Raw genomic sequence first — 13,607 nt, forward strand, 5'->3', positions numbered from 1 at the left:
CCCAGACGTCATGTGTGCTTCGCCTGTGTGGGGGTTTCCGTTAGTTGTGGGCGGGCTGTGGGCGCCCTAGCGTCCAGGGATGCCGTTTCTCACCAGCAAGGCTGCCCGGCGCACGCTGCGCCCAATAGCCGACCTCATAGATCAGCGCATAGAGCGCCATGTCCGCCGCGCCCTCCGGGACGGCTCGACGGTCAGGAGCACCACGGCTGCCGCAAGCACCTCGGACGCGGCGCTGCAGGAGGAACTGAAGAAATTGCGCAGCCGCCTGCGCCCCCTGGAACTGTTCTTCGACGGCACCGGGCGCGGCATGGCCCGGCTGCCGTCCGCGCACCACATCAACCAGGCGATCGACGAGCTGGCGCAGGTCACGGGGGACAAGGACGGCTCCGAGCGCAATGTCGCCCAGGCGTTCCGGCTGCTCATCGCGATGGAGGCGCTCGGGGTCGGCCGGATCGCCGGCGGCACGATGAACATCGTCGGCAAACTGTCGGCCGTACCGCTGCTGGACCCGCCGAACGACGAAGTCCTGGAGATCGGCACCCTGTACGGGATGTTCGGCGCGGCCCTGATCCGCATGATGGAGCGCGCCGGACGGGAGCCGAAGCTGACGATCGTCGATCCGCTCGCGGGCACGCAGCTGCAGCCGGGGGCCAGCATGCGCGATGACGCCTCGGGCACCCCCGTGCAGGGCGCCGCGGTGCGCGTCAACCTGGCTCTCGCGGGCGCGGCCGGTGCGGCGACCCGGGTTCAGCAGGGCTTCTCCGAGGACCCGGAGCTGCGCGCGCTGATCTCCGACCGTTCCTACGGCGTGATCATCGTCGACGGCGACCACTCCGCCGCCGGTGTCGCGGCGGACCTGGAGTGGGCCGAGCAGATCATCGCGCCCGGCGGCATCGTCGTCCTGGACGACTTCGGGCACCCCAAGTGGCCGGGCATCAAGGAGGCATTCGAGAAGCACATGGCCGGCGAGACCCGGTTCACCTTCCTCGGTCATGTGGCGCACTCGGGATACCTGAGGGCCTCGGCCTGACGAGGCCGCACCCCGAGGAAGGCCGCCGCCGGGCCTACCCTGCCCTGCCCTGCCCCCGTGCCGGACGGGAAGGGGGCAGGGCAGGGAGGCGGCAGCGGAAGCGGAGCCGTGGCGGACATCGGGCCGCCACGGCTTCCTCTACGGTGTGATCACTTGGCTGGCGGGGTGGGCAGCTTGCTGCCCTTGAAGTCCGGCGCGTCGGCAGCGGAGCGCATCGCGCTGAGCGAGGAGGTCTGCTGGACCTGGTAGATGCGGGTCTGGTTGTCGGCGGTACGGAAGGTGTAGGCCCAGGTCGGACCGGTGGGGTTGGTGTAGGTGAACGCGGTCGGCTCGGTGGCCGACGCTTCGAAGCTCACCTGCTGCCAGTCGCGCCAGGCACCGCTGCCCTGGGTGGTCTCGCCGGTGTTGTGGAGGTAGCCGTCGGTGCCGCGGACGACGACCTCGGTGAGGCCGGTCAGTGGGGAGATCACGGCGCTGGGGGAGCCCTGCGCGGTGACGCCGGCGAGGGTTGCCCAGGCTCCGTAGGCCCCGCCCTCGACGGCCTGGCTGGTGGTGATCACGTTGCCGCTCGGGTCCGTGGCGAAGACACGCTTGCGGTAGCCGGGGTAGACGACGACGGACGGGGTGCCGGCGATGGCCTGGGCGCCCATGCCGGTCCATGCCGAGAGTGTGCCTGCCTCCTTGAAGAGGGCGGTGGAGAGGGTGCCGTCGGCCTTCCTGCCGAAGAGCTGGACGCCGTCGCGCACGGTGACGGCGGTGAGGGGGCCGGTGAAGCCGGTGCCGGACAGCGGCATCCAGCCCATGAAGTCGACGTTGGCGCGCTGCTGGATGCGGTACCAGGGCTTGCCGTTGGCGTCGAGGGCGAACTGGGTCATGAGACCGGTGGGGGTCTTGCCGGTGACGGCGTGCTGTTGCATGGCGCCGGCCAGATCGATCCAGTTGCCCCAGTCGGCGCTGCTCGCGGCGGTCTGGTTGCGCTGCCAGATGTTGCCGGAGGTGTTGTGGGCGGTGACGACGACGCGGCCGTCGGTGTGTGCGGAGAGCGAGGGCCGGCCGGTGAAGGCATCTTGGCCGGAGATCACCGTCCACTGGGCGCCGTTGATGTCGGCCGGGTCGGTGCGGCCATGGACCAGGCGGCCGATGTTGTCGGTGTAGGCGAGCTCCAGCTTGCCGTCGGAGGCCTGCATGACGGAGTTGGGGGTGTACGACTCCAACGGCACGGATGTCGCCGCGGGCGTGTGGTTGACGTTGAGCCTGCACGCGTCGGGCGCGGCCGAGACCGAGACGTAGCCGGCCCAGCCGGACGCCTCGACCTGCTTGTTGTAGACGGGCCAGTCGCGGATGTCCTCGTCGAAGCGGTAGTGCGTGACCGAGCCGCCGCCCTTGACGCGGAACAGCGTGTCACCGCCGTACGACGGCATGAACTTGGTGTCGCTCCAGTCGGCGGCGGACTCCAGCACATGGCGTTCGATCCAGCGCTGGCTGGTGTAGTCGTAGCGCGAGCGGTAGAGCTTGCCGTCGGTCGCGTCACGGCCGTAGATGACGCCGAGGTCGCCCGCGTAGATGGCGGCGTAGTTCCAGCCCATGTCGAGGATCTTGCCGCTGCCCGCGACGAACTCGTCGGCGGTCGCGTCGTAGCGCCACCAGCGCAGGTCGTTGAACTCGCCGGAGAGGGTCCATATGTAGCCGCCGCGGTCGATGGTGATGTCGTCGATCCGGTCGGCAGCCCTGAACTGTGTGAAGGCTGAGCTGATCTTGCGGTGGTGGACGTCCCAGATGTTGCCGGAGGTGATCCGGTGGCTGTAGGACAGCCCGTCCGACTTGATGCCGTAGAAGGTCCCGCCAGGGCCGGCGAGCATATGGGCGTAGCCGGTCCAGGTGGTGTCGATGGTGCTGCTGGCGGGCAGGGCGTTGCCGACCGCCGGGTCCGGCATGGTGGTTCTGTTGAGCTTGCCGGCGGAATCGAGGGTGTATGTGGCTCCGAGGGAGTTGCAGGTCAGCGACACCGCAGCCGCTGCTGAAGAGGAGGGCAGTGCGCCGGTGAGCGGAAGGGCGGTCGCCAGGGACGCGGCCAGAGTAGTGGCGGAGATGAGTGCGCGAGGTGAAAGTCCGTTCATGACGTGGACGCTAAGAGTCCTGCGGTGAACGTTGCAGTTTCAGTCAGGTGATCTCGGAAGCCACCGGCCTGCGGTACGAGGCGGCAGAGAGGGCGACGGGCAAGGCGAAGTCGCGTACGTACACGGCCGCCGTGCACAAGAAGACGGGGGACATCGCGGTGGGTTGCTCGGGCAACGGCAGCTGCGCCGAGCCGAACATCCTCAGTCACACGGGCTGGGATGCGGACGACGTGACGTTCACCAGAGCGATCCGGCGCGAGGACTTCGGCGATGGGAACGGCAAGATTCTCAATGAGAAGGAGATCTGCACGACCTGTCAGGGCAACTATTCTCCTGACAACTTCGTGCACAGTGTCATCTACGACCCCGAAGGACCATGGATGATCGGGAACTGATGAGGGCATCGATACGGGAACTGCGACGCCACGACTGGTCAGCACTGCGCTGCGGCTGCGGACAGTCGGGTGCGCATCTGACGGAGTCGTTCAGCAGGCTGCTGGACGCCCGGAGCATGCAGGAGACGGTCGGGTACACCTTGGAGAACCACCTTGAGGTGCAGAGCATGCTCTTTGAGGCGGCCCCGCACGCCGTGCCGGTGATGCTCACGGCACTGGGGGAGGCTCTGCACGACTCCGTCAGGGGACACTTCCTGGGAATGCTGGAGTACCTCGTGACCGGGGAATCGCATCAAAGCGAGATCGAGGCCGGTCGCCCCGATCTGGAGGAGGAGTGCATCGCCGCGGTGCGTGAGGGCATCGTGGTGTTGTATGCCGAGGCCGCGTCAGGGGACGCCGAGGCTGCGTTCGACATTCTGGAATTCGTGGACGAGGACGAGGCCCGGCTGGGGTACTACCGCTCCGCCCTCGCCCCGGGCCGCGGCGAGGGGTGACCCTCGCCCCTCGGGGTGAGGGTGGGGAAGGCCAGGGCGTGTGAGGGCTGGCCGTCAGTTCCCACGTCCACCCGGCCCAGACACCCCTACGACGACCGCCGCCGGATCTTGTCCCCCAGCCACACGAGCGGGTCGTACTTGCGGTCGACGGCCCGTTCCTTCAGTGGGATCAGCGCGTTGTCCGTGATCTTGATGCCCTCGGGGCAGACCTCCGTGCAGCACTTGGTGATGTTGCAGTAGCCGAGTCCGTGTTCGTCCTGGGCCGCCTTCTTGCGGTCCAGGCCGGACTCGGCGGCCGCGTCCAGAGGGTGCATGTCCAGCTCCGCGACCCGCATCAGGAAGCGCGGGCCGGCGAACGCCGTCTTGTTCTCCTCGTGGTCGCGGACCACATGGCAGGTGTCCTGGCACAGGAAGCACTCGATGCACTTGCGGAACTCCTGCGACCGGTCCACGTCCTCCTGCATCATCCGGTACTCGCCCGGGCCGAGACCCTCGGGCGGTACGAACGCCGGGACCTCGCGCGCCTTCGTGTAGTTGAAGCCGACGTCCGTGACGAGGTCGCGGACCACCGGGAAGGCCCTGAGCGGTGTGACGGTGATCGTGTCCTCGGGGGCGAACACCGACATACGGGTCATGCACATCAGGCGCGGGCGGCCGTTGATCTCCGCCGAGCACGAACCGCACTTGCCCGCCTTGCAGTTCCAGCGGACGGCGAGGTCGGGGGCCTGGGTGGCTTGGAGGCGGTGGATGATGTCGAGGACGACCTCACCGTCGTTCACCTCGACCTTGAAGTCCTCCAGGCCGCCGCCCTTCACATCACCCCGCCACACCTTGAAGCGGGCGTCGTAGCTGCTCATTCGTACAGCTCCTCTTCGGCGAGGTACTTGACCAGCTCCTCCTTGTCGAAGAGGGCGAGCAGGTCGGGGCGGACGGGTTCGGTGGTCTCGCGGGTGAGGTCGATCTGGCCCCGCACCGGGTCGGTGGCCGTCAACCCGCCAGTGGGATCCGTCAACCTGGCGGTGGATTCCACCAGCCCGCCGGTGGAATCCGTCAATCCGTCGGCGGCATCCACCAACCCCCCGGTGGCATCCGTGAGTTGGCACAGCAGGTTGAGGCGGCGCCACTCGCGCTCCATCGCCGGGTGGTCCTCCCGGGTGTGGCCGCCGCGCGACTCGGTGCGTTCCAGAGCGGCCCGGGCCACGCACTCGCTGACCAGGAGCATGTTCCTGAGGTCCAGGGACAGATGCCAGCCGGGGTTGAACTGGCGGTGGCCCTCGACGCCGGCCCGGCGGGCCCGTACCCGCAGGTTGGCCAGCTTCTGAAGGGCCTGCCGCATCTCCGCGTCGCGGCGGATGATGCCGACGAGGTCGTTCATGGTCTGCTGGAGTTCCTGGTGGAGGGTGTACGGGTTCTCCGGCGGCCCTCCCGCGGGTTCCAGGCCCTCTGCCGAGAACGGCCGCAGCGCCTCCGCCGCCGCCGTGTCGACCTGGGCGTCATCGACCGAGGGGCGGCTCCCCGTGAGGCCCCTCGCGTACTCGGCGGCGTGCCAGCCGGCCCGACGCCCGAACACCAGCAGGTCGGAGAGCGAGTTGCCGCCCAGCCGGTTGGAGCCGTGCATGCCGCCGGCCACCTCGCCCGCGGCGTACAGCCCCGGCACCCCGCGGGCGGCCGCCGTGTCGGACTCGACCGCGATACCGCCCATCACGTAGTGACAGGTGGGCCCGACCTCCATCGCCTCCGCGGTGATGTCGACGTCCGCCAGCTCCTTGAACTGGTGGTACATGGAGGGGAGACGGCGCCGGATCGCCTCGGCGGGCATCCGCGTCGACACGTCCAGGAAGACCCCGCCGTGTGGGGAGCCGCGGCCCGCCTTCACCTCGGAGTTGATCGCCCGGGCCACCTCGTCACGGGGGAGCAGTTCGGGCGGGCGTCGGTTGTGGTCCGGGTCCTCGTACCAGCGGTCGCCCTCCTCCTCCGACTCCGCGTACTTCTCCTTGAAGACGTCCGGGATGTAGTCGAACATGAACCGCTTGCCCTCGGAGTTCCTGAGCACCCCGCCGTCACCGCGCACCGACTCGGTGACGAGGATCCCCTTCACCGACGGCGGCCAGACCATCCCGGTCGGGTGGAACTGCACGAACTCCATGTTCAGCAGGGGAGCGCCGGCGAGCAGCGCCAGCGCGTGGCCGTCGCCCGTGTACTCCCACGAGTTCGACGTCACCTTGAACGACTTGCCGATGCCGCCGGTCGCGATCACCACGGCCGGGGCTTCGAGGACGAAGAAACGGCCGGACTCCCGCTGGTAGCCGAAGACGCCGCTCACGCGTGAGCCCGCGGCGGAGTCGCTGTCGGACACGGGCTCGCTGTCGGGCACGGGCTCGCTGTCGGACACGGTCCCGCTGTCGGACACGGTCCCGCTGTCGGACACGGTCTTGAGGACGCGGGTGACCGTGTACTCCTGGTACACCTTCAGCCGGGACTCGTAGTCGCCGGTCTCCTCGAAGTCCTGCTGCTGCAGCGACACGATCTTCTGCTGGAGCGTGCGGATCAGCTCCAGGCCGGTCCGGTCGCCGACGTGCGCGAGGCGCGGGTACTCGTGGCCGCCGAAGTTGCGCTGCGAGATCCGGCCGTCCTTCGTACGGTCGAACAGGGCGCCCCAGGTCTCCAGCTCCCACACCCGCTGCGGTGCCTCCTGCGCGTGCAGCTCTGCCATCCGCCACTGGTTGAGGAACTTGCCGCCGCGCAGGGTGTCGCGGAAGTGGACCTGCCAGTTGTCCCCGGAGTTGACGTTGCCCATCGCCGCCGCGATGCCGCCCTCGGCCATCACCGTGTGCGCCTTGCCGAACAGCGACTTGCAGATCACGGCCGTACGGGCGCCCCGCTCGCGGGCCTCGATGGCGGCGCGCAGTCCGGCACCCCCGGCGCCGACCACGACGACGTCCCACTCCTGTCGGTCGACCACGGTCATCTGAAGGTCCCACCCATCTCTTCTCTAGAAGAAGCGCGGATCGTCGAAGGCGCCGGATGCGACGAGATACACGTAGAAGTCGGCGAGCGCCACACTCACCAGCGACGCCCAGGCCAGCAGCATGTGGCGGGCGTTGAGCTTCCCGACGAACTGCCACGCCCGGTAGCGAACGGGATGCCTGGAGAAGTGCTTGAGCTTGCCGCCCACTATGTGCCGGCAGGAGTGGCAGGACAGCGTGTACGTCCAGATCAGCAGGATGTTGACCAGGAAGACCAAGGTCCCGAGGCCCATGTGGCCCCAGGCGTAGTGCTCGTCGCGGAAGGAGAGCACGGTGTCGTAGGTCAGGATCCCGGCGACGACGATCGCGGCGTAGAAGAAGTACCGGTGGATGTTCTGCAGCACCAGGGGGAAGCGGGTCTCACCCGTGTACTTCTTGTGCGGCTCGGCCACCGCGCAGGCCGGGGGCGAGGCCCAGAAGCCCCGGTAGTAGGCCTTGCGGTAGTAGTAGCAGGTCAGGCGGAAGCCGAGCGGGAAGATCAGGATGATGATCGCGGGCGAGATGCCCCACCAGCCACCGAACAGGTCAAAGTTGGGACCGTGGCGCATGGTGTCGCAGTTCTCCGCGAGGCACGGTGAGTAGAACGGCGAGACGTACGGCGCCGCGTAGTAGTCGGCGTTGGCGAACGCCCGCCAGGTCGAGTACACGATGAACGCCAGCAGACCGGCCGCCGTGGCGGCGGGGGCCAGCCACCAGCGGTCGGTGCGCAGGTGCGGGGCGTCGATCGCGGCGCGCGTACGCGTGCGTACGCCGACTCGCGAGGGACGGGCGTCTGACGGACGGGCGCCTGACGGATGGGGGTCTTCTGTGGCTGGGGGTTCCGTACCAGTGGCCAATGCATGACTCCGGTCGGGTCGGGACTCCGGACGGCTCAGAGGGCCGACTCGGTCTCAGGGTGCGTGGCGGTCGCGGGCGCCGAGTCCTTCGTCGTCCGTGTCGATCCACAGCGAGTCGTCGTACGGGGTGTCGGGGATGGTGACGAGATCGGGGCGCTTGGGCGTGACGGGCGTGGACGACGCCTCACGCAGCAGCGCGACGCTCTCGCGCAGGTGGTTGGTGTCGACGCGGACGCGGCGCATCTCGAGCCCGCCGCTGCCGACCTGCTGCTCCAGGCGTCCGACCGAGCGGGCCAGATCCTCGAGGCAGCGCTGGACTGACGTCAGTTCGTCGTGCACGGACATGGCGTGACCTCACTTCCGTGGGCGGGTGTGCCCTGGGCGCCAAACGCTCATGCGCCTGCGAGTGTTGCGCGTCACACCTCGCGATGTGAAGGCATGTGTAGCGATTGGCGTACTGCAAACCTTCCGTGCGCTCCCTCGCACGCTCTGTGCGCGCTCCGCGCGTGCCGGGGTCGATGCCTGATGGGTGGCGTCGGGGGCCGCTGTGCGGTGCGTTGCGCCGCACGGGTGGGCTTCCCGCCGTGGCCGACGTGTCGCCGTCGGCTGGTGAACCCCTTCCTCTTCAGTGGCTGTGCACATCTGAATACATCTGATCAGCTCCATATACCCCCAAACGTGATCATAACCCGCAATTGCGAATGGGGCGGCTTCCCGGAGGTACGCAGAGATGTCCCACGACGGCGTCGGACCCAGGCCCTCTCGTCGATCGACCGCCTGCCGCGCGGCGCCCGGCGCTGTCATGCGCTCGGTCGCCTTCCTGACCGGGAGCGCGCTCGCGGTGTCCGTGCTCACCGGATGCAGCTCCGAGGACGAGGCGGGCAAGCCCGTCGCCGGACAGGACATCGCACCGGCCGCCCGCGCCGCGATCGCCGACGGCGGCACCCTGCGCTGGGCCGTGGACGCCGTACCGGAGACCTTGAACACCTTCCAGTCGGACGCGGACGCCACCACCACCCGCGTCGCCCAGGCCGTGCTGCCGTCGATGTTCCGGCTGGACAGGAACGGGCGGCCGGAGCGCGACCCCGACTTCCTGGAGTCCGCGAAGGTCGTCGAGACCGAGCCCAAGCAGATCGTGCTGTACAAGCTGAACCAGCAGGCGGTGTGGAGCGACGGCCGGGAGGTCGCCGCCGCCGACTTCGCCGCGCAGTGGCGTGCCCTGTCCGGCAAGGACACGGCGTACTGGACGGCCCGCAACGCCGGGTACGAGCGCATCGAGAAGATCGAGCGCGGGGCGAACGACCTGGAGGTCAAGGTCACCTTCGGGCGGCCGTACGCCGACTGGCAGTCGCTGTTCTCGCCGCTGTACCCGAAGGACGTCACGGGCAGCCCGGACTCCTTCAACGACGGGGCCAGGCGGAAGCTGAAGGTCACCGCCGGTCCGTTCACCGTGAAGAAAGTGGACAGCCAGGACGACGAGGTCACCCTCACCCGCAACCCGCGCTGGTGGGGCAGCCCCGCCAAGCTGACCGAGATCGTGCTGGCGGCCGTACCGCGCGACAAGCGGGCCGCCGCACTGGCGGCCGGGACGGTCGACCTGGCCGAGATCGACCCCGAGGCGGCCGGGAGCATCACCCTCGCCGCCCGCGCCAAGGCCACCGCCACCCTGCTCCAGGGGGCCGGCGGCAAGAAGGGCGCGGACGGGGAGACGGGGGCCGGCGAGGGCAAGGAGACCGGGACCGGTGAGGACAAGGAGACCGGTGCCGGCGCCGACGAGGAGACCGGGGCCGACGCCGACGAGAAGGCGGGCGCGGAACAGAAGGAGCGCGGGGCGAGCGCGAAGCGCCGGCGTCAGCAGGCGGCCCTCCAGGACTTCGAGGTACGCAAGTCACTGGAGCCCGCCTACACCCAGCTGGCCCTCAACGGCGCCGACGGTCCGCTCGCCGACGAGCGGGTCCGCCGGGCCGTGGCCCGCGCCCTCGACCGGGGGGAACTGGCGAAGCTCGTCCTCAAGCCGCTCGGCCTGCCCGCGGTGCCCGTCGGCAGCCACCTCGCGCTGGCCGGACAGGACGCCTACGCCGACAACAGCGACGCACTCGGCGGCCATAACACCGCGGAGGCGCAGGCGCTGCTCGCGGACGCCGGGTGGATGCCGGGCGACCCGGCCAAGGAGAAGAAGAAGGGCGAGAAGGCGGCCGGCGCGGAGAGCGAGAAGTCCGGCGGGCCCGAGAAGAGCGAGGGCTCCGGGAAGGACGAGAACTCCGGGAAGGACGAGAACTCCGGGAAGGACGAGAACTCCGGGAAGGACGAGAACTCCGGGAAGGACGGGGAGTCCGGGAAGGACGAGAACTCCGGGAAGGACGGGGAGTCCGGGAAGGACGACAAGCGCTCGTCGGGCGGTGACGACAAGGCGCACCGCGAGGCCGCCCGGGAGCAGAAGCAGAACGAGCAACACAAGCAGTACCGGCAGCACGAGCAGCACGACCAGAGCGGGGATGCCGGGGAAGGCTCCCCACACCTCGCCCAGGACCGCAAGCAGTACGCGAACGAGCTGACCCAGGGCACTGTGCCCGGCGCGTACGCCCCCAAGGGAACCGCCGCACCGGCGGGCGCCGCGGCCGGTCCGCTCGCCAAGGACGGCAAGCCGCTCACCCTCCGCTTCGTGCTCCCCTCGGGCCCCGGCTCGCAGTCCCTGTGGACCGTCGCCGACCGGATCACGCGGATGCTGGAGAAGGTCGGCATCCGTACCGAGGTCACCAAGGTCGCGGACGAGAGCTACTTCAAGGACCACATCGCGTCCGGCCAGTACGACCTCGCGCTGTACTCCTGGCCCGCGTCCGCCTTCCCCGCGACCGACGCCCGCCCCATCTTCGCCAAGCCGGTACCGGCCGCCGACGGTTCCCTGAACGTCGAGCAGAACTACACCCGGGTCGGCACCGACCAGGTCGACCAGCTCTTCGACCAGGCGGCCGCCACACTCGACCAGGACGAGAACCGCAGCCTGATCCGCAAGGCGGACTCCCGTATCTGGGCGGCCGCCGGCTCCATCCCCCTCTACCAGCGCCCCCAGCTCATGGCGGCTCGCAAGGCCCTCGTCAACGCCGGCGCCTTCGGCTTCCAGACTCCGGTCTACGAGGACATGGGCTTCCTCAAGAACGCTGCGAAGATGCCCTCGTCGAGCCCGTCGTCCGGCGGCTGACCAGCGCCGACCCGGCGCCGTAGCTCAGGTATCCGCACACCTGCACACCCGCACCCGCCCGGCGCCCGCACACCGCACCCGCCCGGCGCCCGCACACCGCACCCGCCCGGCGCCCGCACACCGCACCCGCCCGGCGCCCGCACACCCCCACACCGCGCCCGCGCCATGAGCCTCCCAGCGCTCATGGTGCGGGCGCCGGGCGCCGGGCGTCCGTACCCGGCTCGCGGGGCCTGACCGGCCGGATCCGCGGCGGCGAAGCACGCCTGAGCTGCCCCGCAGTACCCTCGGCACGGCCGGGGGAACCCCAGCGGCGGCGGCCCCGTACCATGGGGTGAGGCCGTGGCATGTTCAGCCCGGCAGGGTCCGCGTATCAGTGATCTACGCGCAGGCCCCTTCCTCACACTGCTGGGAGTACGCCGCAATATGGCCACGCGCCACGACATCCGCAACGTCGCCATCGTCGCCCACGTCGACCACGGCAAGACGACCCTCGTCGACGCCATGCTGAAGCAGGCCGGTGCCTTCGCCGCGCACGCCGCCGAATCGCTCGACGACCGCATGATGGACTCGAACGACCTGGAGCGTGAGAAGGGCATCACGATCCTGGCCAAGAACACGGCCGTCAAGTACCACCCGAAGGATGGCAGCGATGTCATCACCATCAACATCATCGACACCCCCGGCCACGCCGACTTCGGCGGCGAGGTCGAGCGCGGTCTGTCCATGGTGGACGCGGTGGTCCTGCTCGTGGACGCCTCCGAGGGCCCGCTGCCGCAGACCCGCTTCGTGCTGCGCAAGGCGCTGCAGGCCCGCCTGCCCGTCATCCTGTGCATCAACAAGACGGACCGTCCCGACTCGCGCATCGACGAGGTGGTCAACGAGGCCTACGACCTCTTCCTCGACCTCGACGCCGACGAGGAGCAGATCGAGTTCCCCATCGTCTACGCCTGTGCGCGTGACGGTGTCGCCTCGCTGACCAAGCCGGAGGACGGCACCGTCCCGGCCGACAGCGACAGCCTGGAACCGTTCTTCACCACGATCCTGTCGCACGTCCCGGCCCCCGAGTACGACGCGGAGGCTCCGCTCCAGGCGCACGTCACCAACCTGGACGCCGACAACTTCCTCGGCCGTATCGCGCTGCTCCGCGTCGAGCAGGGCGAGCTGCGCAAGGGCCAGACCGTCACGTGGATCAAGCGTGACGGCACCCTGTCCAACGTCCGCATCACCGAGCTGCTGATGACCGAGGCGCTCACCCGCAAGCCCGCCGAGAAGGCCGGCCCGGGTGACATCTGTGCCGTCGCGGGTATCCCGGACATCATGATCGGCGAGACCCTCGCCGACCCCGAGAACCCCATTCCGCTCCCGCTGATCACGGTCGACGAACCCGCGATCTCGATGACCATCGGTACGAACACCTCGCCGCTGGTCGGCCGGGGCGGCACCGGCAAGGGCGCGGAGAACAAGGCCGCGGTCAAGGACCGCAAGGTCACGGCCCGCCAGGTCAAGGACCGTCTGGACCGCGAGCTGGTCGGTAACGTCTCGCTCCGCGTGCTGGACACCGAGCGCCCGGACGCGTGGGAGGTCCAGGGCCGCGGTGAGCTGGCGCTCGCCATCCTGGTCGAGCAGATGCGCCGCGAGGGCTTCGAGCTGACCATCGGCAAGCCCCAGGTGGTCACCCAGCAGGTCGACGGCAAGACGTACGAGCCGGTCGAGCGCATGACGATCGACGTGCCCGAGGAGCACATGGGCGCGGTCACGCAGCTCATGGGCGTCCGTAAGGGCCGCATGGACAACATGTCGAACCACGGCTCGGGCTGGGTCCGCCTGGAGTTCGTCGTCCCCTCCCGCGGCCTCATCGGCTTCCGGACCGAGTTCCTGACCGGCACGCGCGGCACGGGCATCGCCCACTCCATCCACGAGGGCCTTGAGCCGTGGTTCGGCACCCTGACGACCCGTAACAACGGTTCGCTGGTCGCCGACCGCGCGGGCTCCGTCACCGCCTTCGCGATGACGAACCTCCAGGAGCGCGGCGTGCTGTTCACCGACCCCGGCACCGAGGTGTACGAGGGCATGATCGTCGGCGAGAACTCCCGCGCCGACGACATGGACGTGAACATCACCAAGGAGAAGAAGCTCACCAACATGCGCTCCGCCGCCGCCGACTCGTTCGAGGCGATCGTCCCGCCGCGCAAGCTCTCCCTGGAGCAGTCCCTGGAGTTCTGCCGCGACGACGAGTGCGTCGAGGTGACCCCGGAGGCCGTCCGCATCCGCAAGGTCGTCCTCGACCAGAAGGAGCGCGGCCGATCCGCGAGCCGCGCCAAGCACGGCTGACGCACGGTCTGCCACGGCTGACGCACGGTCTCTGCACGGACACGCCGGGCCCCCCCCCCCCCCCCCGCGGGGGGCCCCCGCCCCCCCCCGGGGGGGAGGGGAAAACCCTGGTTTTGCCCGGGGGGCCCGCCAAGGGCGCCCGGGCCCCCCACCCCTAAACCCCCCGTGGCCCCCCGCCC

General features: G+C 69.5%; 10 protein-coding genes. 5 read left to right on the top strand and 5 right to left on the bottom strand.

The annotated features are described in order from the left end of the window. Nucleotides 1-79: 79 nt before the first annotated feature. Nucleotides 80-1,030 (top strand): class I SAM-dependent methyltransferase, encoded by a 951-nt coding sequence (locus tag M2271_RS40365; protein WP_280892450.1) that lies wholly within the window; start codon nucleotides 80-82, stop codon nucleotides 1,028-1,030. A 149-nt stretch (nucleotides 1,031-1,179) separates the two neighbouring features. Here the strand turns inward: M2271_RS40365 and M2271_RS40370 are convergent, their stop codons facing one another. Next, the gene (locus M2271_RS40370; RefSeq protein ID WP_280892451.1) at nucleotides 1,180-3,147 is read right to left on the bottom strand and encodes a tachylectin-related carbohydrate-binding protein; all 1,968 of its coding nucleotides are present in this window, start codon (nucleotides 3,145-3,147) and stop codon (nucleotides 1,180-1,182) included. 47 nt (nucleotides 3,148-3,194) lie between these two features. Between M2271_RS40370 and M2271_RS40375 the strand changes: the two genes are divergently transcribed. Then, complete coding sequence (locus tag M2271_RS40375; RefSeq protein ID WP_280892452.1) at nucleotides 3,195-3,542, top strand: hypothetical protein; 348 nt, start codon at nucleotides 3,195-3,197, stop codon at nucleotides 3,540-3,542. Next, nucleotides 3,542-4,036 (top strand): hypothetical protein, encoded by a 495-nt coding sequence (locus M2271_RS40380; RefSeq protein ID WP_280892453.1) that lies wholly within the window; start codon nucleotides 3,542-3,544, stop codon nucleotides 4,034-4,036. Before M2271_RS40375 ends, M2271_RS40380 begins: the two co-directional genes overlap by 1 nt. A gap of 86 nt (nucleotides 4,037-4,122) precedes the next feature. Here M2271_RS40380 and M2271_RS40385 read toward each other — a convergent pair whose 3' ends face one another. From M2271_RS40385 to M2271_RS40400, 4 genes are all read right to left on the bottom strand, one after another. Continuing rightward, entirely contained in the window at nucleotides 4,123-4,893 is a 771-nt protein-coding gene (locus M2271_RS40385) for a succinate dehydrogenase/fumarate reductase iron-sulfur subunit (protein ID WP_280892454.1), read from the bottom strand. Continuing rightward, on the bottom strand, nucleotides 4,890-7,004 hold the full coding sequence (locus M2271_RS40390; RefSeq protein WP_280892455.1) for a fumarate reductase/succinate dehydrogenase flavoprotein subunit: 2,115 nt from the start codon (nucleotides 7,002-7,004) through the stop codon (nucleotides 4,890-4,892). Before M2271_RS40390 ends, M2271_RS40385 begins: the two co-directional genes overlap by 4 nt. A 24-nt stretch (nucleotides 7,005-7,028) precedes the next feature. After that, nucleotides 7,029-7,787: a hypothetical protein gene (locus M2271_RS40395; RefSeq protein WP_280892462.1), complete on the bottom strand. Its 759-nt coding sequence runs from the start codon at nucleotides 7,785-7,787 to the stop codon at nucleotides 7,029-7,031. A 165-nt stretch (nucleotides 7,788-7,952) separates the two neighbouring features. Further along, nucleotides 7,953-8,243 (bottom strand): hypothetical protein, encoded by a 291-nt coding sequence (locus M2271_RS40400; RefSeq protein ID WP_280892456.1) that lies wholly within the window; start codon nucleotides 8,241-8,243, stop codon nucleotides 7,953-7,955. A gap of 457 nt (nucleotides 8,244-8,700) precedes the next feature. Here M2271_RS40400 and M2271_RS40405 point away from each other — a divergent pair, with 457 nt between their 5' ends. Together M2271_RS40405 and typA are read left to right on the top strand one after the other, a co-directional pair. Next, nucleotides 8,701-11,097: an ABC transporter family substrate-binding protein gene (locus tag M2271_RS40405; RefSeq protein WP_280892457.1), complete on the top strand. Its 2,397-nt coding sequence runs from the start codon at nucleotides 8,701-8,703 to the stop codon at nucleotides 11,095-11,097. A gap of 423 nt (nucleotides 11,098-11,520) precedes the next feature. Continuing rightward, a complete protein-coding gene (gene typA / locus M2271_RS40410; protein ID WP_280892458.1) occupies nucleotides 11,521-13,428 on the top strand; it encodes a translational GTPase TypA in 1,908 nt (635 codons plus the stop codon). Nucleotides 13,429-13,607: the final 179 nt, after the last annotated feature.

This window comes from Streptomyces sp. LBL (assembly GCF_029893585.1).
In the GTDB taxonomy this organism is placed as follows: domain Bacteria; phylum Actinomycetota; class Actinomycetes; order Streptomycetales; family Streptomycetaceae; genus Streptomyces.

Bases quoted from the DNA above. Each gene is read 5' to 3' on its own strand.
- M2271_RS40365 (WP_280892450.1), top strand. From the start codon at position 80: ATGCCGTTTCTCACCAGCAAGGCTGCCCGGCGCACGCTGCGCCCAATA.
- M2271_RS40370 (WP_280892451.1), bottom strand. From the start codon at position 3,147: ATGAACGGACTTTCACCTCGCGCACTCATCTCCGCCACTACTCTGGCC.
- M2271_RS40380 (WP_280892453.1), top strand. From the start codon at position 3,542: ATGAGGGCATCGATACGGGAACTGCGACGCCACGACTGGTCAGCACTG.
- M2271_RS40385 (WP_280892454.1), bottom strand. From the start codon at position 4,893: ATGAGCAGCTACGACGCCCGCTTCAAGGTGTGGCGGGGTGATGTGAAG.
- M2271_RS40390 (WP_280892455.1), bottom strand. From the start codon at position 7,004: ATGACCGTGGTCGACCGACAGGAGTGGGACGTCGTCGTGGTCGGCGCC.
- M2271_RS40400 (WP_280892456.1), bottom strand. From the start codon at position 8,243: ATGTCCGTGCACGACGAACTGACGTCAGTCCAGCGCTGCCTCGAGGAT.
- M2271_RS40405 (WP_280892457.1), top strand. From the start codon at position 8,701: ATGCGCTCGGTCGCCTTCCTGACCGGGAGCGCGCTCGCGGTGTCCGTG.
- typA (WP_280892458.1), top strand. From the start codon at position 11,521: ATGGCCACGCGCCACGACATCCGCAACGTCGCCATCGTCGCCCACGTC.